Origin of the sequence: Fibrobacter sp. UWT2 (genome assembly GCF_900142545.1) — a bacterium.
Classification (GTDB): domain Bacteria; phylum Fibrobacterota; class Fibrobacteria; order Fibrobacterales; family Fibrobacteraceae; genus Fibrobacter.
Map to the genome: position 1 here is coordinate 64,604 of NZ_FRBF01000003.1, position 25,599 is coordinate 90,202.

The following is a 25,599-nucleotide window of genomic DNA, read 5'->3' on the forward strand; positions in this document are numbered from 1 at the left end:
CCTTGGGCTGATATAACCAAAGTTGCGACTGTATTTGTCGTATGAGTGTCGTATATTATGAAAAAAGGAGTAATATATGACACATGAAAAAAGTACAGATGGTTTAGGTGCTATGGCCGCAGCAGAAATGGCCAAGGCTTTCCGCTACTACAATTACGTGCGGGAGTTTTATGGTTACCTTTGCGATTCGCTGGATTTGGTCTTTGAAGACGACTGTAATGAATTCGACCCGGCGTATGCTCCGGCTGAGAAGGAGTTTCCGCCTACCGACGGAATAGATGAAAATTCTACCGCTAGGGCGCTTGCGCTTGACAAAATGGCTCGGGCTATTCGCGCCTATGAAACAATGCAGACAATCGTTGCGGTTTTTGACGAAAAGAGCGTTGAGAATGCAGCGAAAAATCGCGGAATGATGCAGGATTCCCACAAGTTCGCACTTACAAGTATCGCGGAATGGTTCCCGATGCCAAGTATCTGGCGGGAATTTGACGAATCAGCGCAAAAATGGCTTGACAAATATTCTGGCGATGCTCAAAGTGCTGTGTCGCTGATGGAGCCGCTTTCACTTGAATCTACAATTCACAAGATTTTCGCGGAGCAGAAGGAATGCCTTGAAAAATTTTTGCCGCAAAAAATTGAGGAACTAAAAAAGTTGCAGACTGAAATGGACTCTTCATACAAAGGTAAAGCGGATTGGTCAAGTCAACTTCGTCGAGGAGAATTGACAATTCTTGCGGCGCGATCGGGAGTTGGAATGAAAACGTTTGCATTGAACGTTGCAGAGAATGTGGCGTTGGATGACGGCAAGGGTGTCGTTTATTTCGATCTGAATAATAGCGGTGCGCAACGCAGCGAGCAACTCCTTTGCCAGCGTGCTAATGTGGACTATTGCAAAATTGATGAGGATACCCTCGATAAAACCGAGATGAAAATGCTCATGACGGCGGTGGGTGAAATCATACATTCGCATTTACGAATTGAAGACGCTACTGATATGAGTCTTACTGAACTTGCGCGAAAAGCAAGGCTTTACAAGCAGCTTAAATCACTAGATGTTCTGATTATCGATTACTTGCAGCTACTGAAGGTTCAATCGAACACGAATAGGGATGAGTCTCTAAAGAGGGCGGCTTGGACGCTGAAAAATCTTGCCGTGGAATTGCATATTTCTATTCTGCTCCTCTACCCGCTTGGCAGAGAAACGTCTGCTGAACAGGAACGGCCCCAGTTGTCTGACTTTATCGAAATTCCGGGCGTTACGCAAGAAGCCGATGCCGTTTGGATTCTTGACCGTGCCTTTACGCGCACCCACCGCGAAGAAGATAGAGAAAAAGCGGAACTCTCCATCGTCAAATCCGGTGACAACTCCGAGAAAAACATTCCCTTGCGCTTTACGCGCAAGAAAGGGTTTGCTTTGGCTGAAGCATGAATTTAAAAGCGAAAAAATGGAGTTGACATGAAACTATTTGATAAACTTCCCGCAGCGACAGGCAACAGCAAGACATACGCAGGTATCGGGCATCGCGACTTGGGCGGTTTTCGCGAGCCGAACACCAATGAGCCCGTAGAAAACGTGATGGCGTGGATTGCGGGCGAACTCGAAAAATTCGGCTACACGCTGAACAGTGGCGGCGCCAAGGGGGCCGACGCGGCTTTTGAATACGGTGTAAAGTCGCCAGCCCACAAGAACATCTTCACTCCCGCAGATGCGACGGAAACGACCCGCTCCATCGCTCAGGAACTGCACCCCGCACACGAACGCCTACAAGGGCATGCGCTTGATTTGTACGCACGGAACACGAACCAGGTTTTCGGAAGAAACCTTGACTGCACCATCGATTTTGTGGTGTGCTACACCAAGGACGGCTGCGAGACTGCCGCGACGCGCTCGCGCGATTCGGGCGGCACGGGCCAGGCAATCGAAATGGCCGACTGTAAGGGTGCGAAGGTGTTCAACATGAAAAACCGCGACTGGTTCGAGCGGCTCAAAAAGTATCTGGTGAACGAAGCGGGTATAGCTGCTGCAGATGCGCTGGATTTCCCGAAGACATTTGCGAAGGTGCCCCGCAACCTTGTGGACTTTACTCCGCAAAAGCCTGCGGCGAATGCCAAGCCCGCACCCAAAATGAGCAACAAGCAAATACGTAGCCTTATGAAAGCGATGAAAAGGTGAATCCATGAATTCCAACATGATTGCGCGGCCCGTCAAGTGGAATGTTCTTGAAGATTTCTACAAGGGCGTTGAGGGCGGCTTGGACAAACTTGCGAAAATGAAGGAGCTTTGCAAGTTTAGGGCGGAAGAATACTTTGGGGAACCCCGCTTGCGAATGGCCGAGGTGAACATGGAGTTTCTTTTTGACCGACAGCAACAGCTGAATGCTGAATTTACTTGGACCGAAGAAAATATCGACAAGTTGGTGCGCCTTGACCAGCATATCCGCAAGCTTGAATACGAGTTGTACCAAAAATTCGTCGGAATAAAGAAAAACCTTGATGGCCTAATTGCTCAGGGTTTCAATGATTACAGGGATTATCAGGTTACGGGAAAGATTGATTACGACGAGATGTACATTGACGACGAAGAACATGAACGTAAAAAGGACTGGGTGAGCGGCCTTTTGCAAGATTACGCGAACTGGGGGCTCCTGGACTGGTTTACATTTGGCGATGGAGACGAGCCCGATGACCCGCGCGACAACGAGGACTATATATTTGAAGCGTGGGGCCGGTGGCTCAAGTACGATTACTTTGTAAAGAACGGGATGACGCACTACTTGTGTCACCTGTTGGACACTCACGAATGGAGCCTTTATTCGTATAGCGACATCGTTGAAATGGACCCAAGGTGCTTTTACCTTGATTACAAAATTTCGCTTTAAGGGGGCGATTGCCCATGCCGGATTACAGAAAATTCTCCAATGTCTAGAAACGAGTGCTGATTTTTCATGGGAAATGGTTCCGTGAATTAAAGAAAAACGGCAAAATATGCAAAAATAATTCCTAGAAGGGTGTGAACGGTATTTTGTGCCGGCCTTCTATGACGAAAATGGAATTTTAACCATGAACGTCATTGATTTTATGATGGAGCCGAAGATTTGACTAAAATTGACGAAATTTGCATGAAATCGACAATTTTACACTTTTTCGGTGGGAAAAGTGCGCTTTTAGTACACTAATTCGCTTGAAAAAGTGCGTTAACGCGTTGACAATTCGGTTGGAAAAGTGTAGTTTTGAGACATGTTCAAGAGAAAAATCCTTAAAGAATTTGAAAATTGGAAGATCTCGGGGGGCAAAAAGAAGGCCCTGGTTGTCAAGGGAATGCGTCAAATCGGCAAGACATCCAGCGTCCTGGAATTCGCCCGCAACAACTACGAGAGCGTCGTCTATATCAACTTTAAGGAAAATGAAAATGCGAAGAAGGTCTTCGAGGGAGACCTGAACGTCAATAGGATTACTATAGACCTTTCGGCGCTTTTCCCCAATGCGCATTTTGTCGAGAACAAGACCGTCATCATCTTCGATGAAATTCAGGAATGTGCAAACGCCCGCGCAAGCATCAAGCCTTTTATGGAAGATGGTCGCTACGATGTCATCTGTACTGGCTCCCTGCTTGGTATTAAGGGGTACAACCGTAAAAAGGGAAAAGGTGTCCCGACTGGCTTTGAAAGAATAATTTATATGAAACCCATGGACTTCGAGGAATTTCTGTGGGCAAAGGGCATAGGCGAAAATGTCATTGATTATTTGAAGGAATGCTTCGCGAAAAAGGAACCCGTAAGCGAGGCGACGCACAACGCCATGCTCCGCTACTTCAAGGAATACCTTTGTGTAGGCGGGCTCCCTTATGTTGTTTCTCGATTTGTCGAGACGAACGACATGAATGTCGTTTGGCAGGAACAGCAGGACATTCTTGAAGAATACAAGGACGACTTTGGCAAGCACCTTGACGAGAACGAAAATGAGGAAATCGACCGCACGCTTCTTGGCCGCATCAACCGTGTATTCGATTCCATACCAGCCCAACTCGCGAAGGAAAACAACAAATTCGTTTATTCGCAACTAGAAAAGAAGGGTCGTTCCGAAAATTACCAAACCGCAATCCAATGGCTCTACGACTGTGGCATAATCAACATTTGCCACAACCTGACCAACATCGCAGAACCCCTTGAAGGCTACAAGATCGAGAATACGTTTAAGATTTATGTGCAGGATTCCGGCCTGTTTGTCGCCATGCTGGAACGCGGCACCGCGGCCAAGATTCTAAGCGGCGATCTGGGATTCTATAAAGGCGCCATCTACGAGAACATCATCGCAGATTGTTTCTCTAAACAAGGTCGCAAACTATTCTACTTCCGCAAAGAATCCGGGCTAGAAATTGACTTTGTAGAAAATGTCGGCGGCGAACTCGCCATTATTGAAGTCAAGGCGACCACGGGCCGTTCCAAGTCGGCAAAAACCGTTCTGAATAACGACAATTACGCCGCCAATATCGGTTACAAACTTTCCGAAAACAACATCGGCGTAGCCGGCAAGATGATTACACTGCCGTACTACATGGCGATGTTCTTGGAGTGAACGAAGGTTTCCACTTACTATGCAGAAAATGGGAAAATTGACTTATGATTTCTAGGATCCTAGAATTTGTTTAGCTAGGAAATGATGCGGAATAGTTGTGCACCAAATCCAATTCCTTCATCAATTTATATGTTTCCTCAAGAATGGCTATAATTTTATGAAAGTCTTGTGTTTCCTCATATGTAAGCGATTTGTTCATACGATTTTTCAACCATAATTGAGCTGGTTTATAGCCACCTATAAAGAGATTCCAAGCTATTTCGGGAACATTTGCAAAATATTGTTTTTTATTAATAAACACCTTACCTGTTACTGCAGCATCATTGTTTTGATTCTCACAATCTTTTTCGAACCTTATATCATCAACCATGTTTTTGTTATCTTCGCCAGAAATGGGGAATGATGTGGCGAATGATTGCAAATTTACATCATTTTCGGCCAAATGCAATTTTCGAAGTTTTGTACCTAATGCAGCAATTTTCTCAAAACACGCCTTGTTTTTGGGATAAGGAATGCGCGGAATTTCATCCTTCAAGAATTCCTTAAAACGCATTTGGTAACTTGGTGTAAAAAGAACACCATAGATATAGTCAAATATCTGTTCGGGAGTACTGCTCGCCTTTATTATTTTATTTATTTTGTCCCATATTTTTTTCTCCAAATTTGGTTTTGGTGTCTCTCCAAGTTTGGCTTCAGCTTCTGAAGGATGAAGGTAGAGAGGGAAAACCCTCAAACTATCTGCTTCAGAGTCTAAAAAATGAATATCAGTTATTCCATTTGTTGCAAAAAAATACATTGTACTTAATTGCCTGTTTTTTCTCGTTGCAATTAGCGCAATATTCTTCTTTAATAAATGCTTCATTACAGGATACGCTGGACGAGAAATAATCGTTTCATCATAGTAAATATATTTACTATCTAATGGCTTGAAACAACATTTTCGAATTTTTTGTTCATCAAATATTTTCTTATCAATTCTATGAGATAATTTGTACGAGCTTGAATCCCTTATATCATATTTTATGGCATCTTCTTCATCATATGAGTGTGAGAGTAATTTTAAAATTCTGGAACTCAGTTGTTCTTTTTTATAGTCGTAAAATAATGTATCGCGGTCTGTTTTAATGCCAGAATTATTGATTGACATCAATTCATCGATTTTAAAACCTTTAACATATTCAGGTTTAGCTGAAAGATCTTTTGGAATGTAATAATAATTAGGGGAACATGGTTTTAATTTAATCCAAGGGATTTTGCTAAATCCCATTGTGTTGAGAAAGTTGAATTTGTCGGAGCGTTTTCCGTACACATCATAATAATAAACCTCAGCAAGACAGTTTCTTTTTTTCTCTTGGTTGGCCAGATTTTTTTTCACAAAAATATTAATGCTTACACCAGATCGAATTTTAAAAATATTTTGATCTTTACCGTCATTCGTTTCGCCCTTGATTTGACTACCATGCAAATTGAGAATGTAAATCTCATCAAATACATCCATAAGCGATTTGCGCATTTGCAATCGAGTTGGCTCATCAATAAAGCTATTGTTTGTAATATACGCTAATATACCACCTCCGTCATTTTTCTCTATATAATATTGACCCAGACGTATAAATTTAATATAATCATCATCAAGATTAATCTTTGTTTCGTTCAAACCTTCTTTATAATCATTTATTTTCTCTAGTATCCAGGAACTTTTGTTAGAACTAAAATTACTATAGGGAGGATTTCCGAGCATTACCATTACAGGTGTGTCTTTTTTTATTCTATTCGCTTCTTTTGCTTCAGTGGCAAGGAAATCAAAGAAAAGAGGCTCTATATTATTGTCTGTATTTTCAAGTGCATTTGTCAAAAAAATTTTCAATCGTCGATCACTTTTTGAAACATACCCCTTTTGTGAAAGAACCATATCCATTTTAAGATGAGCTATAGCATAAGGAGCCATCATAATTTCAAAGCCGTTCAAGCGAGGCAACAAATGTTCTTCAACATAGTTTTGCCAAGCGCCCTGATCACCCTTCACATTTTCCCAAATTTTGTTAATAACCTCTGTAAGGAAGGTTCCCGTTCCCGCCGCTGGATCTAAAACCTGTACTTTATGATATTCTTTTAAATCAAATCTTTTTCTTGTTTTTGTTCGATTGTCTGTATACAAAGCGTTACTTTGTTTTAATTGAACTTTACTGTAATCAGCCAGTCCCATAGGCAAATTCCAACTTTTTTTTAGTATTTCATCTACCGAATTTACAATAAATGTTACAACTGGTAACGGTGTGTAGAAAACGCCATATTTCTTTATTAAATCAGGATCATATTCTTTTAAGAAAAATTCATAGAAATAAGTCATGGGATCTTTAGTCCCGCTCTTATCTCCAAAATTTTTCATTACATTATGAATGTCTGTAACTTTGAATATCTCTACCAAATCATTAATAATCCATACAATATTCTCTTCAACACCGAATGTTGCGATATTTTGAAAAATTTTGCGTAAGAAAGGGTTTGTTTTGGGGATCAGTTCAGCGGCTTCTAATCTACTGAAAGTTTCAGGCGTTTTATCGTGAAGTCTTGCCGCAAACATTCCATAAGCAATCGTTTGTGCATAAATATCAGAAAACGATTTTTGGCTTAAATCGGTTATTAAATGATGTTGAAATTCTATCCATTGCTTTGATAAGGCGCCTTTTTTTTCATCATCCTTTTCTTCGTTTTCTATTTCTAGAGTTCTAAAAATGATGTCTGCAAGTAATTTTGCCTTGGCAGCCATAATCTTAGCAAGTTGTTTTGGGCTAGTTATCTTTTGAGGAGTTGCATTTGCCAAATGCCCAACCATTTCTATGAACTTGGGAATATTGTCATTGATTATAGCTATCTTACACCCCTTGACATCCGCAATTCGAACACTATCTACAAAAGCCCCTTCTTCATACAAATGGAAATCCAAATAGTCTGTAAATACAATGTGACTGAGAGCTTTTTTGTACCTGTCGAATTGTTCTTTGTTGCCAGTGATTCTATTCCCATCAAGATCGTTGTCGCCAACATCTTTGGTTTCTATGTATGCAACGGGAATTGATGCGTTATCTTGACCTTTAGATATTGTAATATCTGGAGCACCACATTCAATACGACGTTCTTCATTCCTAACAATGAAGTTGGAAAGAAGCTTACTTAACATTTCTACTAGCGCAGGACGGTAACTATGCTCTGTCGCTTTATCTGCAACGAAATCTTTAGAAATTTTGTTGACATACTCTTCAACAACTTTAGTTTTAGTTTCTTGTGTATCGGCCATGGTAGCTCTCCATAATACATTGAAAGTGGTAGTTTCAGGATTGAGAATAAGAGTCGAAACTCAAAAAATCCTGTCGCTCCGCACCATTCGGTACGGGGCTATGTCACGGAAAAAGATAGTAAAAAAAACAAAGAATAAGGCGATTAGAACCAGAAATAGATTGGTTTGCCCATTTCCTTCGCCTTGCGTAACGCTTGCATCAGTTTTTCAAACGCTGCTTTCTCCAGTTCTCCGGTTTTCTTGTTCCGAAAATTTTCGGCGATGGCGATAGCCGCGTCGACCTTGCCTGCAGGAAGCTCTTCGTTTTCGTAACGGTCGATAAGCGTTTCCAATTTCTCGTTGAATGCGCTATAGATGTCCCATAAGGTCTCGTTTTCCTTTTCGAACATTTTGAACTGCACAAAATGGTGCAACTGGCGGTGTTCCGGATCAGTATTTATATATATGGTCCAGTCATCATTCAAGTCGTGAATTGGGATAAAGATTTCGTCGTAGCGTTCCATTACATTTCGCTCCTGTATTTAATCCTGAAATGAGTTAATGCTTCACGCTCGGCTTTGGACCGACCATGCTGTTTGCCATTCGCGTCAATATAATTTCGCACATCTTTACCATGTATGTCAAGATACAAATTATATGGAATACTTTTATCCTGCAATCGCAGATAACCTCCACCGATATCGGCTACTACAGAAATTTTCGTCTTTTCGTTATGATCAAGTAGCCTCGCCTTTCTATGCTCATGTCAAAGAAATTGGCTGATGCTCTCGGGACATCTTATTTGATGTTTTTCCGCGAAAATAAAAGCAAGTTATAGTCTGTCGTAATCCAACTAATTTCTTTTCTTCGTCGTTACAGGATATACGTGCCTGATTTCTTGCTTGTGCGGAGAGCGCCCTTTATACGTACTTTCGATTCGATATTCGTCAAACGAATTGCGTTGGGGCAAACATTCCATTTCGGCGAGTTCAAGTAGCGCTTTAAGCCAAGTGGTAGCGCAAGTGCACGTGATGCCGTTCATTTCCCAGCGAATTAAAGGTGGATGGGCGGCGTCGGGACTTGACCCATTTCCCCAACTTGCATCATGTTTCCAGTATGTGAGTTTGCCGATTTGTTCCGTTAGCGTTTCTGGGATTTCCTCAAATACGATATACCCTCCACCAAACCTGCCGGGATGCCCTGAACAGCAATAACGAGTCCTGCAGCCATCCATGCTGTTAAGCCGCATAATGGTATCCGCCAGCGCCGTATCAACGGCTCTGTAACCGTCCTTGTGCAGAAAATCAAGTTCCTGAACGTTTATCGGGGTTTCACTGATATAGCGACGCTTTTCAAAGTTTACGAAAGTTATATCAGACTGTAACATGTTGCTGATTTTCGGACTCTCCATATCTCTAACGAATGTTATTTCTGTCTTTTTCATATTTTACCATTCTGACCAAAAATATATCGTTAAAGCGACAATTAGTGAAGCGTGGAAAATGTACTTTATGGCCCCATTCAAAGTCTTTGCCGTAATACAGGATTCCGTTTTTACTAAATATCCCACGGACCGTCCGAGATGTCTTCCGGATGGGCGTAGACATACGCGCTCGATGCAGGCTCAAGCTTGGCAAACATGGTGCAAAAATTCGTATCTCCCTCTTGGACAATGGCCTTCGCAATGCGGTGGACAATTTCTGCAAACGGGGCTTTGCCAGACATTTCGCCGTGAACCTTATCAATCAGTTCTTTTTGCGTCATCTTATTTCACTCCTAAAAATGTTGACGCTGTAAAGATACCTTAGGTAAGCGACAAATGCTGACGGATGGAACTGTTTATGAAACAAAAGTTTCTTTTCCCAGCAAAAAGAGATGTTTAAAGTTTAAGTTTTACGATATAAACATGATCTTTGTCTAATTTAACCGGTTTATTTATATCTAAAATTACAAGTTTATCATTTAGATTGTATTTTTTCTCATAGCTCTTTTTAAACTCTTCAACAGCATCTGAGGAGCTATAATGAACTGAGGAGCTATCATCATAGCGATTGTAATCTAGGATGACTAGAAACTTGTAATAATCCTTTAAACTTAGTTCATGTTTATCTCCTCCCTTCTTTTCTTTGGCGTCCAACAACCCGTTGATGTCTTTTGTTAAACCGGATTTTTGGCTTGCCCCATATTTGTTTCCTGCGTATGGAATATTTGCCTTGACTTCCGCTATGATTGGATTCTTGAAAAAGTCATATCCATTCGCGTTTACATTTACAGCCGCATTATCTTTAAGCAACTCATCTGTGTTTTTTAATTCATTCGGAATGGAGCCCGGAGTATTTGCAAATATGTTTTTCAAGTTTTTTATAAATTTAATTGTCAATTCTTTTGTAATCATATTATTGATAGGGTTTAGTGCTCTTTTAAGTTCTAGCAAATCGCTTAAGTTGATTTTTTCTTTTAGTGACGTTGGTTTGCTGAGCACGTTGTTCAGTGCGTTTGACAATTCGTTTTTATCTATCTTATCATTGGTATTCTTCTTTGTTTTATTATCCATATTTTTTTCCTTTGTTTAATTCTTCAATAAATATATACCCAAATTTAAAGATATGGCTAATTATAATGCTATAATTCTTCAAAACGGTTGAAAAAAAGAAATTCTATAAAATATAGCACTATAATTTACCAAAAATGCCTAAAATTTAGATTTTGGGATAAACGGGCCTTTCATATTCATTTTTTGTTGAATCTCTAAAAATATCTTTTGTATATGACAGTATTTGTCGTATAATATGTGTATATTTACGATGATTTCGTTGACGAACTTTACAAAAAGAGGCTCTTATGAACAACGATACCCTTTCACTTGTTGACGTGGTGACGGATTACGCTTTTGCGCTGGATACGCTGGACGATTACGACCACCAGCGGCTTGTGCTGCGCAAGTCTGCCAATGCGGAAAAGTTCCATGCGACATACGAGAACGCGATGGCGGCGATTCAGGGGCTCAAGGAGAAGTTCGGCGGTAGCGAGTTGTTCGGGCATGAGAAGGACGAATCTTTCAAAAGCAGCATCGGACAGGTTTACCAGACTTTTGGCGGTGTGGAGCTTTACCCGAGTGTTGAGCAGAAGGCGGCAATGCTTCTCTATCTCGTCACGAAAAATCATTCGTTCAGTGACGGCAACAAACGCATCGCGGCAACACTCTTCTTGTGGTTTCTGCTGAATAACGGCATCTTGTATAAGGATGATGGATCCAAGCGTATTGCTGATGCTACGCTTGTGACCATGACGCTGATGATTGCAGAGAGTCGCCCCGAAGACATGGAAATGATGGTGAAGGTCGTGGTGAATTTGATGAGGTGATTATGAGTAGCGAACGACAACTATGGATATGCGGGGACATTCACGGCGAATTGTCCGAGCTTGTTCGGAATTCGGTGAATCGTGGGATATCGTGCGCCGATATCCTGGTTGTCGGTGATTTTGGTGCGGGTTTCGGTCGCCCGAAATCGATGGATGTTGCCTACAGCAGGGTGTGTGCATCACTTGAAAAAAATGACATTTGCATATACACGATTCGCGGCAATCATGATAATCCTGCGTTTTTTGATGGTTTGCATGATTTTGAATGGCTGCATTTTTTGTCGGACCACCGCATAATTGAACTTTGCGGCAAGAGAATTTACCCTATCGGTGGGGCTGTTTCTGCCGACATAGATTTTGTTGATCCTCTAATCCGCAAATCACGGCGAATGATAAACGATACCCTAATCAGGATGGGCTCTTCTAAACGCATCTGGTGGCCTGATGAGGCTCCTGTGCCGATTGTTGAAAGTTTCCCCACTGCTGTAGATATTGTTGCGTCGCACGAGGCTCCGCTTTCGTTTGCACCGCCCCTTGTGCGGGCCGATTATGTGCGAGATGAATCTTGGATGAAGATTGTTGAATCGCGTAAATACTTGGATTATGTTTTGCAGATTGTCAAACCGACCTTGTGGTTTTACGGGCATTATCATTGCTGTTATGAGGGAAATTATCAAAAAACACATTATCGCTGCCTCGATATTGCCGAGATGGTGCAAGTTGTTTAAAAATTATAGCATGCGTCTGTAATTGTCGTGTTAGTGCGATATATTTGTATTATGCTTGACAAAAATTCATCATCTGAAATTACGCCGAAAAATCGTGAAGATTTGATTCGGCTGATTAGTGAAACAATCAAAAATGATGGTCCGAATTGTGACCTAAATTTTATCGATGTATCCTGTCTCGATGATATGAGAGGCGTATTTTCTTACCCAAATCAAATTTTTAACGGAGACATCTCGCGGTGGGATGTGTCTAACGTGAAAAACATGTCTCATATGTTTTTCAACTCTCAATTTAATGGGGATGTTAGTCAATGGAATGTTTCCCATGTAACAGATATGTCGAGCTTGTTTGAAAGATCCGTTTTTAACGGTGATATAAGTCTTTGGAATGTATCGAATGTTGAAAACATGCATGCGATGTTTCTGAATTCTCAATTTACAGGAGATATAAGTCGATGGAATGTATCCCGTGTAACAAATATGTCTCACATGTTTTGGAAATCGCAATTCAATGGCGACATTAGTCAGTGGAATGTGTCGAATGTTGTTACAATGTATGGGCTTTTCGCTTATTCGCAATTTAATGGTGATATAAGCCAATGGAAAACGTCCCGTGTGAGTGACATGTCCTTTATGTTTCTGTGTTCCCAATTCAACGGTAATATTAGTCAATGGAGTGTGTCGAGCGTAACAGATATGTCTTGGATGTTTTGGAATTCTCAATTCCGAGGCGATATATCTCGATGGAATGTTCTTGACGAAGCGAATTTAAAACGATTGAAATAAAACTATGCGACGCTATTTGTCATATTTTATATATATTTAATGGAAAATAAATCCAGGAGAAAATATGGCAGATATGACTCGCGGCGAAAGGACGGTGCAACTCTTTGCGAAGGTGATTTCGAACCCTGACAAGAAATTTACCGTTAGCGATTTGATGACTTCGTTTGAAATTCCAGAAGGCGAACGTCGCAATGTTCAGCGTGACATGAGGTTCCTTTCGGAAATGGATGGCGGTCGCTATATTGCTGTTGAAACGGTGGGGCGCACGGCTTACTATACCTCGGCACTCCGCAATGCAGAAAGACTCCTGTTCCCGAACTTTGAAAATACGATGCTGCATTTTGTGTTTCTGAAGCGCATCGCGAACATTTATCCGGCCACTAGCGAAATTATCACGCAGCTTCTGGAGCGCATCGAAAAAAGTCTGCCGCACAGCGAACAAAAATCCCTTCAGTTACTCGGTGATGCGCTGAACACTAAAATTCTTTTTATGGGGGCGCCTCCGGATTTTGAAGAGGACTCCAGTGAAAAGATTCGTGTTATTTTGCAGGCCATTCACGAACATCGCAAAATCGATGTAACCTACAAGACGGAAGAAGGCGAAAGGCAATCGACCCGAATTCCGCTGATGATCATTATCTACGAAGACGACCTCTATGTAGGTTGCCAACGACAGGGTGGCGAGACCTATACGCTTAAGTTCCGCCGAATCAATGAAGTCAAGCTTTCGAAAGAAACGTTTGTCGAAGAACCGAAGATTCTTGATAAACTCCGCAGACAGGTGGTGTCTGGAGCAGCGTTCATGGGGAGCCAGGAGCCGAAACTTGAAGATATAGAGATTGAGTTCAAGAGCCGGACAATCCTCTATCTCGACGAAAATCCGTTTAACCGTTCTATGAAAATTGGCAAGCCGAAGAACGGAAAAGTCACGGTGAAACTGAAAGCTGAAGTAAACAAGCTCCTGTTCAACTGGATTGTCTCTTTTACGGATGCCGCCCGCGTCATAAAGCCGCTCTCTTTGCGTAATAGTCTTAAGGACTATGCGAAATACCTGCTGGAAAATTACGGCGAATAATTTTATTTGTCGCTTTTGTAAAAATTAGTATGTATTAGTGAATGGATTTTCCCTAAAAAAGAAGGAGTATGGAAAATGGCTAAAAATATTGAAGAAAGAATAACCGAAAGACCGGTTCTAGAAAAATTTGCAGAGAAAAAAAGGTGGTGTGAATTAATCGATGCCTCCGAATTAATAGCAGCAATAAAAGACAAAAAAAATCCTAAAGAATTATTAGGAGATGATGCGGAAAATCCAGGGTGCTATAAATGGTGGGCTAAAAAAGATGATGTAGAAATATTGTTGAGTAAAATATTATTTGACGATGAAAAACATAAAAACATATTTAGTGAAACCGATTACAGTCAAATTTTTGAAAATGAAGAAAATTTATACTGCATCTATGTTGGTAAAGCGAATAATCTATATGACCGTTTGAGTAAGCAGCACGCCAAGAATACAGAAACGTCAACACTTCGAAGAACGATATGTTCATTGACGTGTAATCAAGATGACACGTTGGAGAAAATCAATAAATCGATTGATGATTGGTTGAATAAATTCAAAGTGCAGTATTTCCCGCTTTTTAAATGCGAACGAACTATGGAAAAAAGTGGTAAAAATCAGGTTGTTTACAGATTAAAAGGTGTAGAAATAAAAGGTGAAAAAAAAGAACTTTCTTTACTTGATTTGGAATACTTCTTTATTAATAAAAAATTCCACATACTAAATGTGAAAGAAAATGACTTTGCCGATTATACTGAGGAAAAGTTGGACGAAAAAACGATTGACAATATCAAAAAAATCGTAGCCACTTTAAAAAAATGCAAATGGTCCAAAAAGAAAATTGTTGAAATAAAGAAGAAAAATTAGATTGGTCTACCACCATTGAAGTTTGCGATAATTATGACTGATTCTATTAATGATTTGATTGAATCAACTTGATGTTGCCTGAAAAACTTTAAAATTTCTTCATTTTAAATAGAATCTTTAAATGATTGATTAGGATTGTCAAAAAAATCTTTGACAATCCTTTTACAAAATCTCCTTGTTTTTTGATAATATTTATGCGTATATTGGTATATATGCATAAATTGCGGCCGAAAATGGCCAAAATCGGCAAAAAACACGAAAAAAAGGAGATTTTTATGTCCCAAATCGTTAGAGAAGGGTTCGCGCAGTTCTGCAAGCGCCAGAAGGCAGGCTTGCTCCTTGTCGGAGAAATCCAGAAACAAGAAAAGAAGGACCAGGAGGCACTCCTCGATGTCCAGGAAAAGCGGTTCGAACGCAAGTACAACCTGTTCTACGAGAACCTTGATCTCATCATGAGGCACAAGGATGAAATTATCGCGACGCCCCGCTACGCGAACATAGATGCCCATTACCTGCTGGAGGGCGGTGGTTGCTATGTCGGCAGGCTCTGCACCTCAAGGCAGATCAACATCGCGGGGACGCTTATCACGTTCAATCTCAAGCTGGGAACCTTGCTCAAAATTTGGGAAACAGGTCAGTTCCGCATCGCCTGCAGGTGCGGGGAGACGGCTGTTATTCGGCGCTTTGTCGGGTCTCCGCTTTCGGGCGGGTCGAACGCATCGGCGATATGCCCCAAGTGCAAGGCAGAAATCCATGTCAAGAATCGGAGCTTCGGCAAGTACTACTTTTTCGCGGCGGGAAAGCTGAACGAGGATATCGAAATGGTCGTGAAGAACCTTATCGCCAAGTGGACCATTGCCGAAGTGGAATACCAGAAGAAGGTTGCCGAGGGCAATTGGCTAGATCCTAAAATTGCGAGTGATTTCAAGGGCGACGGTGAAGTCTGCAATCTCGAGACTCTGCTGCAGGACCTTTGGCAGAAGGAACTTGAAGAGGCAAGAAAGGCTTAAAAACGGAGGCGTCATTATGGCGGTAAAGATACAGGAAGGCTTTGCGTTGTTCAGCAAGCGCATGGATGCGAAGGCGTACATCGAAAGCGAAGATGAATCCCTCGACAATATGGAATCGCAAAAGATTCTCGAAATCAAGAGGGAACGCGACGAACGCAAACGCAAGTTGCTGTTTGACAACCTCGACTTGATTTTGCGACACCGCGACGAAATCATGAAAACGCCGCGGTATGCAAAGATCGATGCGCATTACGCGTTGCGTGGTGGCGGCGCCTATATTGGCCCGATTGCGATGCGGCGAAGATTCTGTGCCGCCGGGGTTTCGGTTACGGTGGGTATCACGCTGGGCTCGCTTCTCGAGATTTGGGGAACGGCAACGTACAAGGTGAATTGCAGTTGCGGCAATACCGCCTACATCCGCTCCTTCGGCGGCTCGCCGCTTACGGGGATGTCTGTTGCGGGGGCCGTTTGCCCGCATTGCAAGAACGAGATTCACGGAATCCGGAGCAGGCCCTTTGGCGATTATGTTCGGCAGGTGTTGAACGCTCTCGATCGCGAAAAGGCGGCGGTCTCGCAGGCGTTTACCTCGGGGGTATTCGGCAAGTTCAGCGAGCAGTGTAGCCTGGAAAAGATGATTTCGGAACTGAAGTTGCGGGAGATTTGACAAAATGCCCGTTTTGTGCGATAATAGATATTAGAACAATAATTGAGTAACTATATTCTTACCATGCTACACTTGAAATTTGCGCTGAATCTGGAACATCTCGCTGACGAGATGATTAAAGCAATCTCTAAAAAATGGAACGACCCGTTCAATGCGCCGGTCGTGATATTTCCGGACCCGAAACTAGAACAGTGGTTCCGCCTACGCTGGATGAAAACAAAGGGCGTACTCGCTAATCTGAACAAGAGCACCATTGACAGGTTCCTGTTTCAGATTCTTGTGGGTGACGATCGCAAATTGAAAAAGCTTTCGTCTGAGATGCTTGCGAATGTTATCATGGCGTATTTGTTGGGTAAAGACGAAAATGGCAAGCCCAATTATATGACCTTGGATCCCAAGGTTGCCGAGTATCTTACCAAGAAAGAAAAGGCGAATGGCGAAGAACGAGTTCTGGACGAAGTTCGGCTTTATGATTTTGCAAATAAATTGGCGGGACTTTTCCTAGAATACGAAACGAGCCGTCCTCAGGGCTTTCTGCAGGCAAAAGGAATTCTTGATTATTGGTCAGAGGATGTTCTAAGGAAATCTGGTGAACTGGATGATTTCTTTGTGAAAAAGACCTGGGACAAAGAAACCAAAATAGACAAAGATGTGCCGGTTGATAACGAATCATGGGAGAAAACCCTCTATTCCAAGATTTTCCATAATGTGAACGGAGATTCTCTACTGACGCGTGTTTTCGCAAAAGCAAATGGCGAATCAGAGGAAAATAAACAAATCAAGTACTTGACTTTGCCTTTCCTTTATAATGAGTGCCTTGATTCTGAAGGTAAACCTCAATTCAAATACAATTCTAAAGCGCCCGTCTTTATTTTGGGTCTGTCGGGCATGGGCCAGTTCTACCGAATTGTCCTACGTGAATTTGCAAAGCAACACGAAGTGTATGCCTACATCCAGAATCCGTGTATGGAGTTCTGGGAAGATCTTGACGCGTCCGCCATTGTTCCCAAAATTGTAGAGACTCATGAAGATGACAAAATTACAGAAACGGAAGACACCCTTTCTGAAAACGAGAACAGTCTTCTTCGGTATTGGGGAAAGTCCGGCAGGGACAATATTAAGCTCTGGTGCCTTACGGATGATTATTCCTCATGCGATTTCACAAAAGATGAGCATTTAGAATTGCTTGACGAAAAACAGGAGTCGCCGAAAGACCTTTTTCATGCGGTTCAATATTTGGTCGCGAAAAGACAGAACGTATTCAAAGAGAAGCAGATTGAGGGAAATAAATTCAAGAAAAAAGAAGGGGACGAGTCTCTTACGGTAACAGCGGCCCCGAGTAAGCTGCGTGAAGTCGAAGCGTTGCATTCTTCGATTTGCAAGTTGCTTTTGAATGGCGTTCATTCAAACGATATCTTGGTCGTGTCTCCAAACTTGCAGGAATATAGCCCGTTCATATATCAGATTTTTGATCAGGCCAAAAATGCGGCTGAAAATGGTGATGAAACGATTGTTCATATCCCTTATACGATCGTAGATTCCATTTCTAAGGATTCGCTCGTTGGCGCAGTCATAAAAAAGCTTTTCCAGGTTCGAAAGGAACATTCTGTTTCGCGAGCGGATTTTTTTGACATGGCTCGCAATCCTGTTGTTCAGGCGACTCGAGGCATTACTCCTGATATGGTGGCAATATGGGATACCTGGATTACGGACATGAACGTCTATCGTGATAGACCGAAACAAAAATTCGAGCCTTGGCAGTGGGCTGTAAAAAGGATGCTCTTGGCTCGTCTGACGACGAGGACGAAGGTAATTGACGATAAAGTCTATACGCCTTACGCGAATATGAACAGCACGGATGATTCCTTGCTGATGAAGTTTATCAGTACTGTTGAAGACCTTGAACGTTGGACGAATGCTTTTGAAGATGGAATCGCGGAAAGTGATTCGGAAACCTTGCTTGAGATGCTTAATAGTTGGGTTAATATGAAGAATGTGCCCGATGACCTTGTCGGGGAACGTGCTGCGTATTTTGAAGTTTGTAAGGCACTCAATCGTCTGAAGTACATATTCTATGCAGGAACGACCGAAAAGATTCCGATGGAGATCGTCAGGGAAAGTATCCTTGAAGCAGCGACTGTTTCGGAATTTAGCTTCGGGAACCTTTTCGTGAATGGAATTTCGTTCATGAAGTTTGCGCCCAATAGAGTGATTCCGGTAAAGCATTTGTTCTTCCTGGGTGCTGATGTAGATCATTTCCCAAGTGACGATTCGTTTAATACATTAGATTTGCGTAGGCAAGTTCGTCCGTGGCCGGGTGACGACACTGGTGTGAATCGCAATCGCTATGCCTTCTTATGTCAGCTGATGTGTACGTCTGAGAGCTTCCATATCAGTTACCAGAATATGAACCTTGCCAAGGATAGCGAAATTTATCCGTCTCCGATTATTAACGACTTGAAGAATTTTGTTGCGGGTTTTGCCGAAAAGCAGAAAGATAAATTGACGGGCGAAGAATTGGAACCGCTGCATACCGAAAAGATTCCTCTTGACGAAACTCGCAGCAGGGATTGCTTGTTCACAAGACGTGGACGCAGATACATGGAGTCAATCGAATGTATTCGCACAAATGCATCTGAAACTCGCAAAACGCCATGCTGCAAGAGTTCTGGCGACTCTTCTGCCACTAAGTATCCAGATAAGGTTTCGATATCTCAGATGAAACAGTATCTGAATGATCCGTTCCAGTTCTACATAGGCCGAATGCTGCGTTTGGAAAAAATCGAAAACGATCCAACTGAAGAATATGTTGAACCGATTAGCTTGAGCAATTTGGACGAAACTGTATTCTTGAAACAAGCGGTGTATATTGAAAAGGGACTGGACAAGGATTATGAAAGTGTAGACGTCTATTTTGATGGGCTTAAATCGCAAGGGAATATTCCTTCTGGAAAGTTCGGCGAAGGAATGAGTGACACGATAAAAGCCCGTGCGGATGTGATAAAAGCTGAATTGGACCGCTTCTTCCCTGCCTGCGACTATACTTGTAAATCGGTTGAACTGAACGAATGCATTACTGACCCTGATGGGTCAAATTCTGACTCTAAGAGATTAGAATTTATGTTGCAGGGCAATATTCCGCTAGTCTTTTCGTCCGAAGAAAAATGCGCGATTGTAAATGTGAGCAATTCGGATAGTTTGGGCGTGTACAAGTACTTGGATTCTTATATTGGCGCCCTGGGTTTGATTGCTGCCGGTAAAGCAGAATCTGTAGATTTGTTTATTGCAACAGGAACTTGTCAAGATCCGGAATCCTATAACGCAAATGTATGCAGCGTAAGCGTTCCCGCATCTGAGGCAAAGGAAATTCTTTGCTGCATTTACAAGAAATCCTTTAAGGATCTTGATAATAAGATTTTGCCTATTTCGCTTCTCTGCTCTGATATAAAGAATTATGAAGAACTTAAGGCTAAACTGGCCGATGAACGTAGGGGACCGTGGGCGTATTTTGCTGGCAAGGATCTCTTTATCAATGAGCTGGAAAAGTACTCTGGGTATTCGAGCGAAGGCTTTGCTGACGAATGGGCTAAAGCCTGCGATAAACAAAAAGATTTATTGGGCGAATTAAAGAACAAGATTGAAGGGTGATAAAAAATGAGCGATAAGACTGTGTTGAAATCTTTTGATATTGAGAAATTTTCTCCGGAACAGGATCAGTATATTGAAGCTTCTGCTGGTACAGGAAAAACTTATACTATCCGAAAAATTTCGGCTGAACTGGTCAGGAACAATATCCCCCTTTCTGAAGTCCTTTTTGTTACGTATACGGAAAAGGCGGCGGGCGAAATGCGTGACCGTATCCGTGAAGAAATGAATGAGTGTGTGGAAAAGGCTTCGCCGGCAGAAAAGCGCCTGTTTGAGCGTGCTTGCCAAGATGTTGACAAAGCCATGATTGGAACGATTCATTCGTTCTGCCGTAAGACCTTGCATGACTTTGCCTACGAGGCAAACGTCCCGTTTGATATGGAAAACGCCGATGATCAAGCCGCAGAAGCGGTTATCGACAGGTTGATTCGTGATGAATGGGAAAAAGACATATGCAGCTTGCCGAGAGAGACTGCTTTGCCTAAAGATGTTGAATATATCAAGATTATGTTGAAAAAGGCGTTGAAAGCGTACTCTCCAGAAAAAGAACCTGTTTTCCCGGCGACAAATGTTCAGGAATGGATAGATCACAATCCGACCGCAAAAAAACATTTTGATGTGTTGCAACAAAATTCGCGGGCAATATTTTCGGGAAACAAGGGTGGCGAAAAAACAGTTGAATTTCTGATAGGATCAATGCTCAAGAGCAAGGGGAAATTGGTCAACGGGAACAGTTTCGGCAGTCAGCTTGCATCCGTTAGCGCTGATTCTCCAGAAAAGCAAAAAGAGGTTACTGAAGCGCTGAAATATTTCTATCCCTTAAAAGTTACCTTGTTGGATTCGGACACTGCGAAACGACTTGGATTCCTGAATCGAAGAATGACGGAACTCTATGAACTTTGGCAGCAGGAAAAGGCTCGTCAAAAGGCGCAGTCTTTTGACGATATGATCTCGGCGGTGCGTGAGGCGGTTTGCCCGAATGGCAAGGCTCCTGAAACACCGACTTTCCTGTGCAAGAAAATTCGCGACGCCTACAAGATTGCCATCATTGATGAATTCCAGGATACTAACGAATTCCAATGGAATATCTTTGAAACGGTGTTCTTGAATAGCGAAAAAAATCATCTGATTGTCGTCGGTGACCCTAAGCAGTCCATTTATAGTTTTCAGGGTGCCGATTTGCAGGTCTATCGCAAGGCTACGAAAAGTATCACAAACGGAAGTAAGCTGGCGACCAATTTCCGTTCGTCAATCTCGATGATTAAGGCGTGTAATTCGATGTTCTCTGTTGGCGACGAATCGGGGTATCCGTTCTTGCCAAAGGGCGATTTTTCGGATTCTGAATATCCAAAAAATGTTGAAGATCAGCGTCAAAATGCTGTGTTCAATGGAAAGGAAACGAAACCGATTTGGATTTCGCCCATTGTTCCCGAAAAGGGCTTTGCTCGCTTTGCTGTCCAGAAGATTATTGAATGTTGCAAGGAAACGGACGACAAAACTGCCTTGCAGGTGTTTGATCGAGGGAAAACGGAACCGCGAAACGTAAATTTCTCGGATTTTGTCATTCTCGGAAGAACAAGACCGGAAATGAACGAGATCAAGAAATGTCTTACGGCTGTCGGTATCCCCTTTGTGCTGTATAAGGATACATCGCTTTTCAATTCTCGCGAATGTGCAGAATGGATTTCCGTTTTAAGGGTGCTTGCGGCTCCAAATCTGTCTGGCTATAGCAGCAAATTGTTGAATAGTGTTTTCGTCTCGGATTTCTTTGGGATGGACTTGCTCAATTTGAGTGACGATCCCCAGAAGAATACGGATGAAAAAGTGCTCTCGCAAATAGCCTATTGGAGATTGTTGGCTTCAAAGAAACAGTGGACCGAGCTTCAGGAGCAGATTTACGAAGACACCTGTGTAGAACAAAAGCTGAGTAGTCCGTCAAGATTGCAAGATTTGATGAAACTTCGCCAAATTGGCAACTACATCTTTGGCTACCTGTATGAGAAAAAGGTGACGCTTCAACAAGCGATCAAGCATTTAGAAACATTGTCTAAGAACAATAAGGAGGCCAGTGACGAAGAAAGGAATCTTGTTGCGAAGGGAACGGATTTTAAGGCCGTGAGATTGATGACTATTCATGCTTCGAAGGGCTTGGAATTTCCGGTTGTTATTTCTTGTGCGGGTTTCAAGGACGTGAATACTCACGCCGAGGGGCCGTTTGTTTTTTCTGCAGAGGAAAAGAACGACGGTGTCTCTCAAAAGTATGTTGGATTCGGCAAGGATGCCAAGAACAGCCGCCAAAGTGAAGAAGTTGTTGAATGGCATCGCCTACTTTATGTAGACTATACGCGAGCATCGTCTCTCCTGATTTTGCCGCAATATGACGTGTGGTATGAATGCGCCCAAGAGAAAAATCCAATCACAAATAGAAACGTTAACGTTTATGAAACCCGTTATGGCTTGAGAATGCAAAAGCTGAGACTCAATGAGGGGAAACCCATTATTGATGGCGGTTCCTCTTGGACTTTCCTAGCTTATGCTCATGACAAACTTTGCGAAGAAAATGAATTCGCCGCGCTTTGCGAATGGGATGGCTCCTGGGATGTAGATGCTCTCAGAAAGGAAGTGGCTGCTGAACTGGCATTCTTTAACAAGGATGAAAAAAAGGATACCTCTGAGTTGCCGAGTGATGAGATTCTCAAGGCGATTCGTAAAACGCTCAAGGACTCAAGCCTTTACCAACATTCGTATTCGTCTATTGACAAGAAATCTTCTGGTATTGATATCCAGTCGGCCGATGGCGATCGACAGAATCGTTCCGGCGATGAACCCGACGACGAGTCTGTTTTTGAAGTTGCTGAAGATTCCGATTACCCGCGCGGAAATCTTTATGGCGAAGCCCTTCACCAGGTCTTTGAAGAACTTGATTTTGTGCGAATTGGTAGCATGTCTTTGGATGAAGCTCAAAAAGATGCGGAACTTCTTGATCTTATTACGAATAAGTTCTTGTCGCAGGGCCTGCCTATTGGCAAACACCCCAATTGGATGACTAGGACTGTTGAAATTATTTGGAATACGATGAATGCATCGCTCCAAGAAATTCACGGAACAGAAAAGACGGGAAAAGTGTTCAACCTTAAGGAATTGGAATCTTCACAACGTCTTGCTGAAATGGAGTTCCGTCTCAAGGCGGGCGATGACGGGGATGAGGTCCTTAAGACTTTTACGAAAGGCTTTATGGACTTGGTCTTTGTTCGTAAGGATGGCGATAAGGAATACTATTCCGTTTTGGACTGGAAATCAAATTTATTGAAGCAATACGATCCCGAGTCCAGTTTTGAGGCGGTAAAGGAACATTATTCCATTCAGATGGTTTTGTATTCCTACTGTCTCATTAAGTGGCTGTGTTCTATATGGGAAGAACCTTCGCCAGATAAAGTGTACAAGGAAAATTTTGGTGGCATCTACTATGTGTTTGCGCGTGGTTGCCAGAAAGAAAAGACGAATGGCGTTTATGCGCATACCTGGCCGTCTTTTAAGCAATTAGAAGACGCATATAAAGAAATTGAAGTTTTGATGCGTTCTCGTCGCAAGGTAGAGGTGAAAAAATGACAAGAGAAGAAATGCGTAAAAAACTGGATGGCTCAGTACAAGACTTTTTCAATCTGCTGTGCGAAATGCGTGGCACATCTTTGCTGAATGAAAAATTAGTTGAGTTCTTGGCTGATGTGCGTCAAGATGACAATGGATATTCCACCGCTGCACAGAAGGTCTTGCACATATTCTTCTCGCTGACTAACGATGGCAATACCTGCATCTCCCTGAACCCAGAGAGCCTACTTGTCAAGTGGAAAATCAAGTGGGACGGGCTTGTCTTGCTTGCTTCTCAGAATCAGGAATCTGACAAATCGCGCTACTTGTCTGCAGAAGATTTTAAGCCCGTAATTGATGCTGGCTGTGCCGAATTGCAGGGGAATGTCAAATCACCGCTCGTCATTGAAAATCTCAAAAAGGATGGAAAAACTGAGCCGTTCCTGTTTACGGAAAAGTACCTGGATGCCAAAAAACTTATTGAGCTATGCTTCCGGAAACAAGATGAAAACGGCAAGAAGAATGAACAATGCGTATTTAACGGCGATGTTCATTCGGACAATCTTGGAAGTTGCAAGAAGGAAATAGAGTCCCTCATCAAAAAGGAATGTCTTAAAGAAGGGCCAGATAAGTTTGATTTAAAAGTGGATCAGGACAAGGCAATTGTCAAGGGCGAAAAACAAAATCTAATCATTACGGGTGGACCGGGTACCGGCAAGACTACGGTCGTATTCTTCTTGCTTTGGAAATTGCTGAAAGAACATCCGGAAATGCTTGGATGGGATATTCATTTTGCTGCTCCGAGTGGCAAAGCCTCTGACCGCCTGCGTGAAAGTATTGGTGAAAACTTTGACATGCTTACCGAGGATGCCCAGAAGGATCCTGCCGTGGTTCGCCTTAAGAATGTCGATAGCTATTTAACGTTACACCGTCTTTTGAGCTATAATCCGCAGACAAATAGTTTCCGGTACAGCCAAAAGTCCCCATTTGCCGAAAAGTCCATCTTCGTGATTGACGAAGCGAGCATGATTGACCTTTCCCTTTTTGCATCTTTCATGCAGGCGTTGCCGAAAAAAGACTTTAGGCTCTATATCCTTGGTGACAAGGACCAGCTGCCGTCTGTTGACGCGGGTGCCGTACTAGGTGAAATTCTTGAACTCGATAAGAACAGCGTCGTTGAACTTACCGAATCAAACCGTTTTGACAAAGATTCCAAAATCGGCCGCCTTTCTCGATATATTCAGAAAAAGTTGCCTGAAGAAGAGCTTCAGTTCAAGTTGGAATGGCTGCCGTGGGATACGAAAATGCAGCTCTGGAATCCGAAGGAACCCGATGAGATAAACTTGCTGCGTTTGGGAGACGGGGAAAAGAAGTTGACTTATGCTGAAGAAGAGTCTGAACTGCAGGGATTGATTGGCGCCTGGGTTAAGAGATTTTATAAGGGTTCCGATTCCGATTTGACTGGGTTGGCGAAAAAGATTCGCCCGGAACAGACTCCGGAAAATATTGCCAACTGCGAAGCCTTGTGGAAATTGGCAGATGCTGCGCGTATTCTTTCGGCAGAACGTCGCGGCTTGCGCGGTGTTGAGAATCTGAACAGAATGGTCATCAAGGCACTTGGAAAAAAGGAAAATGAACCATTTGATGGTCAACTCATGATTCTGACAAAGAATCAGTCTTATTTTGACCTATACAATGGCGATTCCGGTGTCGTAGTGAATTGTGATGCGCGGCCGATGCTCATGATCAAGCGAAAAGGCAATTTCGTTTTCTACCCGATTTCACTTTTGCCGAGTGATTCAATAGAAACCGCATTTGCAATTACCATTCATAAGTCGCAAGGCTCGGGTTATCCGAATATTATGATGTTCTTGCCGATGAGTGAAGGTCATCCGTTGTTGAATCGTCAGATTCTTTATACGGGTGTAACGCGTACTAAGAAACAGAGCCTCTCCATCATCGCCACTCCCAAAACCTTCAAATCTGCCTGCGAGACGGTCATCGAGCGCGACACGGGTATCGAACTATAAAAAACG

At 42.6% G+C, this 25,599-nt stretch carries 18 protein-coding genes and 1 pseudogene; 14 read left to right on the top strand and 5 right to left on the bottom strand.

Annotation, left to right across the window (positions count from 1 at the left end):
• Positions 1-76 precede the first annotated feature (76 nt).
• The 4 genes from BUA40_RS02650 (at position 77) to BUA40_RS02665 (ending at position 4,575) form a co-directional block, all read left to right on the top strand.
• Positions 77-1,429, top strand: a complete 1,353-nt coding sequence (locus tag BUA40_RS02650; RefSeq protein WP_072798024.1) for a DnaB-like helicase C-terminal domain-containing protein — start codon at positions 77-79, stop codon at positions 1,427-1,429.
• A gap of 27 nt (positions 1,430-1,456) precedes the next feature.
• Positions 1,457-2,173: a hypothetical protein gene (locus tag BUA40_RS02655; RefSeq protein WP_072798026.1), complete on the top strand. Its 717-nt coding sequence runs from the start codon at positions 1,457-1,459 to the stop codon at positions 2,171-2,173.
• A 4-nt stretch (positions 2,174-2,177) separates the two neighbouring features.
• Entirely contained in the window at positions 2,178-2,879 is a 702-nt protein-coding gene (locus BUA40_RS02660; RefSeq protein ID WP_072798029.1) for a hypothetical protein, read from the top strand.
• Positions 2,880-3,237: 358 nt separating this feature from the next.
• Positions 3,238-4,575 (top strand): ATP-binding protein, encoded by a 1,338-nt coding sequence (locus BUA40_RS02665; protein ID WP_072798043.1) that lies wholly within the window; start codon positions 3,238-3,240, stop codon positions 4,573-4,575.
• 70 nt (positions 4,576-4,645) lie between these two features.
• On the opposite strand, the gene BUA40_RS02670 is transcribed toward BUA40_RS02665, so the two are convergent.
• The 5 genes from BUA40_RS02670 to BUA40_RS02690 all read right to left on the bottom strand — a co-directional run bounded on the left by BUA40_RS02670 (position 4,646) and on the right by BUA40_RS02690 (position 10,406).
• On the bottom strand, positions 4,646-7,873 hold the full coding sequence (locus tag BUA40_RS02670) for a type ISP restriction/modification enzyme (RefSeq protein ID WP_072798045.1): 3,228 nt from the start codon (positions 7,871-7,873) through the stop codon (positions 4,646-4,648).
• 143 nt (positions 7,874-8,016) lie between these two features.
• The gene (locus BUA40_RS02675; protein ID WP_072798047.1) at positions 8,017-8,376 is read right to left on the bottom strand and encodes a hypothetical protein; all 360 of its coding nucleotides are present in this window, start codon (positions 8,374-8,376) and stop codon (positions 8,017-8,019) included.
• A 329-nt stretch (positions 8,377-8,705) separates the two neighbouring features.
• Positions 8,706-9,296, bottom strand: coding sequence for a hypothetical protein (locus tag BUA40_RS02680; protein ID WP_072798049.1), 591 nt, complete (start codon positions 9,294-9,296; stop codon positions 8,706-8,708).
• 113 nt (positions 9,297-9,409) lie between these two features.
• Positions 9,410-9,616, bottom strand: coding sequence for a hypothetical protein (locus tag BUA40_RS02685; protein WP_072798051.1), 207 nt, complete (start codon positions 9,614-9,616; stop codon positions 9,410-9,412).
• Positions 9,617-9,731: 115 nt separating this feature from the next.
• Positions 9,732-10,406, bottom strand: a complete 675-nt coding sequence (locus BUA40_RS02690) for a hypothetical protein (RefSeq protein WP_072798055.1) — start codon at positions 10,404-10,406, stop codon at positions 9,732-9,734.
• 308 nt (positions 10,407-10,714) lie between these two features.
• Here BUA40_RS02690 and BUA40_RS02695 point away from each other — a divergent pair.
• The 10 genes and pseudogenes from BUA40_RS02695 to BUA40_RS02740 form a co-directional block, all read left to right on the top strand.
• A pseudogene (locus BUA40_RS02695) lies at positions 10,715-11,215 on the top strand (type II toxin-antitoxin system death-on-curing family toxin); the annotation flags it as partial.
• A 2-nt stretch (positions 11,216-11,217) separates the two neighbouring features.
• Complete coding sequence (locus BUA40_RS02700; RefSeq protein ID WP_072798067.1) at positions 11,218-11,943, top strand: metallophosphoesterase family protein; 726 nt, start codon at positions 11,218-11,220, stop codon at positions 11,941-11,943.
• Between the two features lie 51 nt (positions 11,944-11,994).
• Positions 11,995-12,729 (top strand): BspA family leucine-rich repeat surface protein, encoded by a 735-nt coding sequence (locus BUA40_RS02705; RefSeq protein ID WP_072798352.1) that lies wholly within the window; start codon positions 11,995-11,997, stop codon positions 12,727-12,729.
• Positions 12,730-12,793: 64 nt separating this feature from the next.
• Positions 12,794-13,804, top strand: a complete 1,011-nt coding sequence (locus tag BUA40_RS02710; RefSeq protein ID WP_072798069.1) for a helix-turn-helix transcriptional regulator — start codon at positions 12,794-12,796, stop codon at positions 13,802-13,804.
• 75 nt (positions 13,805-13,879) lie between these two features.
• Positions 13,880-14,656 (top strand): GIY-YIG nuclease family protein, encoded by a 777-nt coding sequence (locus BUA40_RS02715; protein WP_072798071.1) that lies wholly within the window; start codon positions 13,880-13,882, stop codon positions 14,654-14,656.
• A gap of 275 nt (positions 14,657-14,931) precedes the next feature.
• Positions 14,932-15,666, top strand: a complete 735-nt coding sequence (locus tag BUA40_RS02720; RefSeq protein WP_143149670.1) for a hypothetical protein — start codon at positions 14,932-14,934, stop codon at positions 15,664-15,666.
• Between the two features lie 16 nt (positions 15,667-15,682).
• Positions 15,683-16,330, top strand: a complete 648-nt coding sequence (locus tag BUA40_RS02725; RefSeq protein ID WP_072798076.1) for a hypothetical protein — start codon at positions 15,683-15,685, stop codon at positions 16,328-16,330.
• 63 nt (positions 16,331-16,393) lie between these two features.
• Positions 16,394-19,978 carry an exodeoxyribonuclease V subunit gamma gene (locus tag BUA40_RS02730; protein WP_072798078.1) on the top strand — a complete coding sequence of 1,195 codons (3,585 nt, stop codon included), beginning with the start codon at positions 16,394-16,396 and terminating at the stop codon, positions 19,976-19,978.
• Positions 19,979-19,984: 6 nt separating this feature from the next.
• Entirely contained in the window at positions 19,985-23,584 is a 3,600-nt protein-coding gene (locus tag BUA40_RS02735; protein WP_072798081.1) for a UvrD-helicase domain-containing protein, read from the top strand.
• Positions 23,581-25,593 carry an ATP-dependent DNA helicase gene (locus tag BUA40_RS02740; protein ID WP_072798083.1) on the top strand — a complete coding sequence of 671 codons (2,013 nt, stop codon included), beginning with the start codon at positions 23,581-23,583 and terminating at the stop codon, positions 25,591-25,593. The genes BUA40_RS02735 and BUA40_RS02740 overlap by 4 nt, the downstream gene beginning before the upstream one ends.
• The last annotated feature ends 6 nt before the right edge of the window (positions 25,594-25,599 follow it).

What these genes read in the sequence shown, in the direction of transcription:
- BUA40_RS02650 (WP_072798024.1), top strand. Translation starts at nt 77, where the DNA reads ATGACACATGAAAAAAGTACAGATGGTTTAGGTGCTATGGCCGCAGCA.
- BUA40_RS02655 (WP_072798026.1), top strand. Translation starts at nt 1,457, where the DNA reads ATGAAACTATTTGATAAACTTCCCGCAGCGACAGGCAACAGCAAGACA.
- BUA40_RS02660 (WP_072798029.1), top strand. Translation starts at nt 2,178, where the DNA reads ATGAATTCCAACATGATTGCGCGGCCCGTCAAGTGGAATGTTCTTGAA.
- BUA40_RS02665 (WP_072798043.1), top strand. Translation starts at nt 3,238, where the DNA reads ATGTTCAAGAGAAAAATCCTTAAAGAATTTGAAAATTGGAAGATCTCG.
- BUA40_RS02670 (WP_072798045.1), bottom strand. Translation starts at nt 7,873, where the DNA reads ATGGCCGATACACAAGAAACTAAAACTAAAGTTGTTGAAGAGTATGTC.
- BUA40_RS02675 (WP_072798047.1), bottom strand. Translation starts at nt 8,376, where the DNA reads ATGGAACGCTACGACGAAATCTTTATCCCAATTCACGACTTGAATGAT.
- BUA40_RS02680 (WP_072798049.1), bottom strand. Translation starts at nt 9,296, where the DNA reads ATGAAAAAGACAGAAATAACATTCGTTAGAGATATGGAGAGTCCGAAA.
- BUA40_RS02685 (WP_072798051.1), bottom strand. Translation starts at nt 9,616, where the DNA reads ATGACGCAAAAAGAACTGATTGATAAGGTTCACGGCGAAATGTCTGGC.
- BUA40_RS02690 (WP_072798055.1), bottom strand. Translation starts at nt 10,406, where the DNA reads ATGGATAATAAAACAAAGAAGAATACCAATGATAAGATAGATAAAAAC.
- BUA40_RS02700 (WP_072798067.1), top strand. Translation starts at nt 11,218, where the DNA reads ATGAGTAGCGAACGACAACTATGGATATGCGGGGACATTCACGGCGAA.
- BUA40_RS02705 (WP_072798352.1), top strand. Translation starts at nt 11,995, where the DNA reads ATGCTTGACAAAAATTCATCATCTGAAATTACGCCGAAAAATCGTGAA.
- BUA40_RS02710 (WP_072798069.1), top strand. Translation starts at nt 12,794, where the DNA reads ATGGCAGATATGACTCGCGGCGAAAGGACGGTGCAACTCTTTGCGAAG.
- BUA40_RS02715 (WP_072798071.1), top strand. Translation starts at nt 13,880, where the DNA reads ATGGCTAAAAATATTGAAGAAAGAATAACCGAAAGACCGGTTCTAGAA.
- BUA40_RS02720 (WP_143149670.1), top strand. Translation starts at nt 14,932, where the DNA reads ATGTCCCAAATCGTTAGAGAAGGGTTCGCGCAGTTCTGCAAGCGCCAG.
- BUA40_RS02725 (WP_072798076.1), top strand. Translation starts at nt 15,683, where the DNA reads ATGGCGGTAAAGATACAGGAAGGCTTTGCGTTGTTCAGCAAGCGCATG.
- BUA40_RS02730 (WP_072798078.1), top strand. Translation starts at nt 16,394, where the DNA reads ATGCTACACTTGAAATTTGCGCTGAATCTGGAACATCTCGCTGACGAG.
- BUA40_RS02735 (WP_072798081.1), top strand. Translation starts at nt 19,985, where the DNA reads ATGAGCGATAAGACTGTGTTGAAATCTTTTGATATTGAGAAATTTTCT.
- BUA40_RS02740 (WP_072798083.1), top strand. Translation starts at nt 23,581, where the DNA reads ATGACAAGAGAAGAAATGCGTAAAAAACTGGATGGCTCAGTACAAGAC.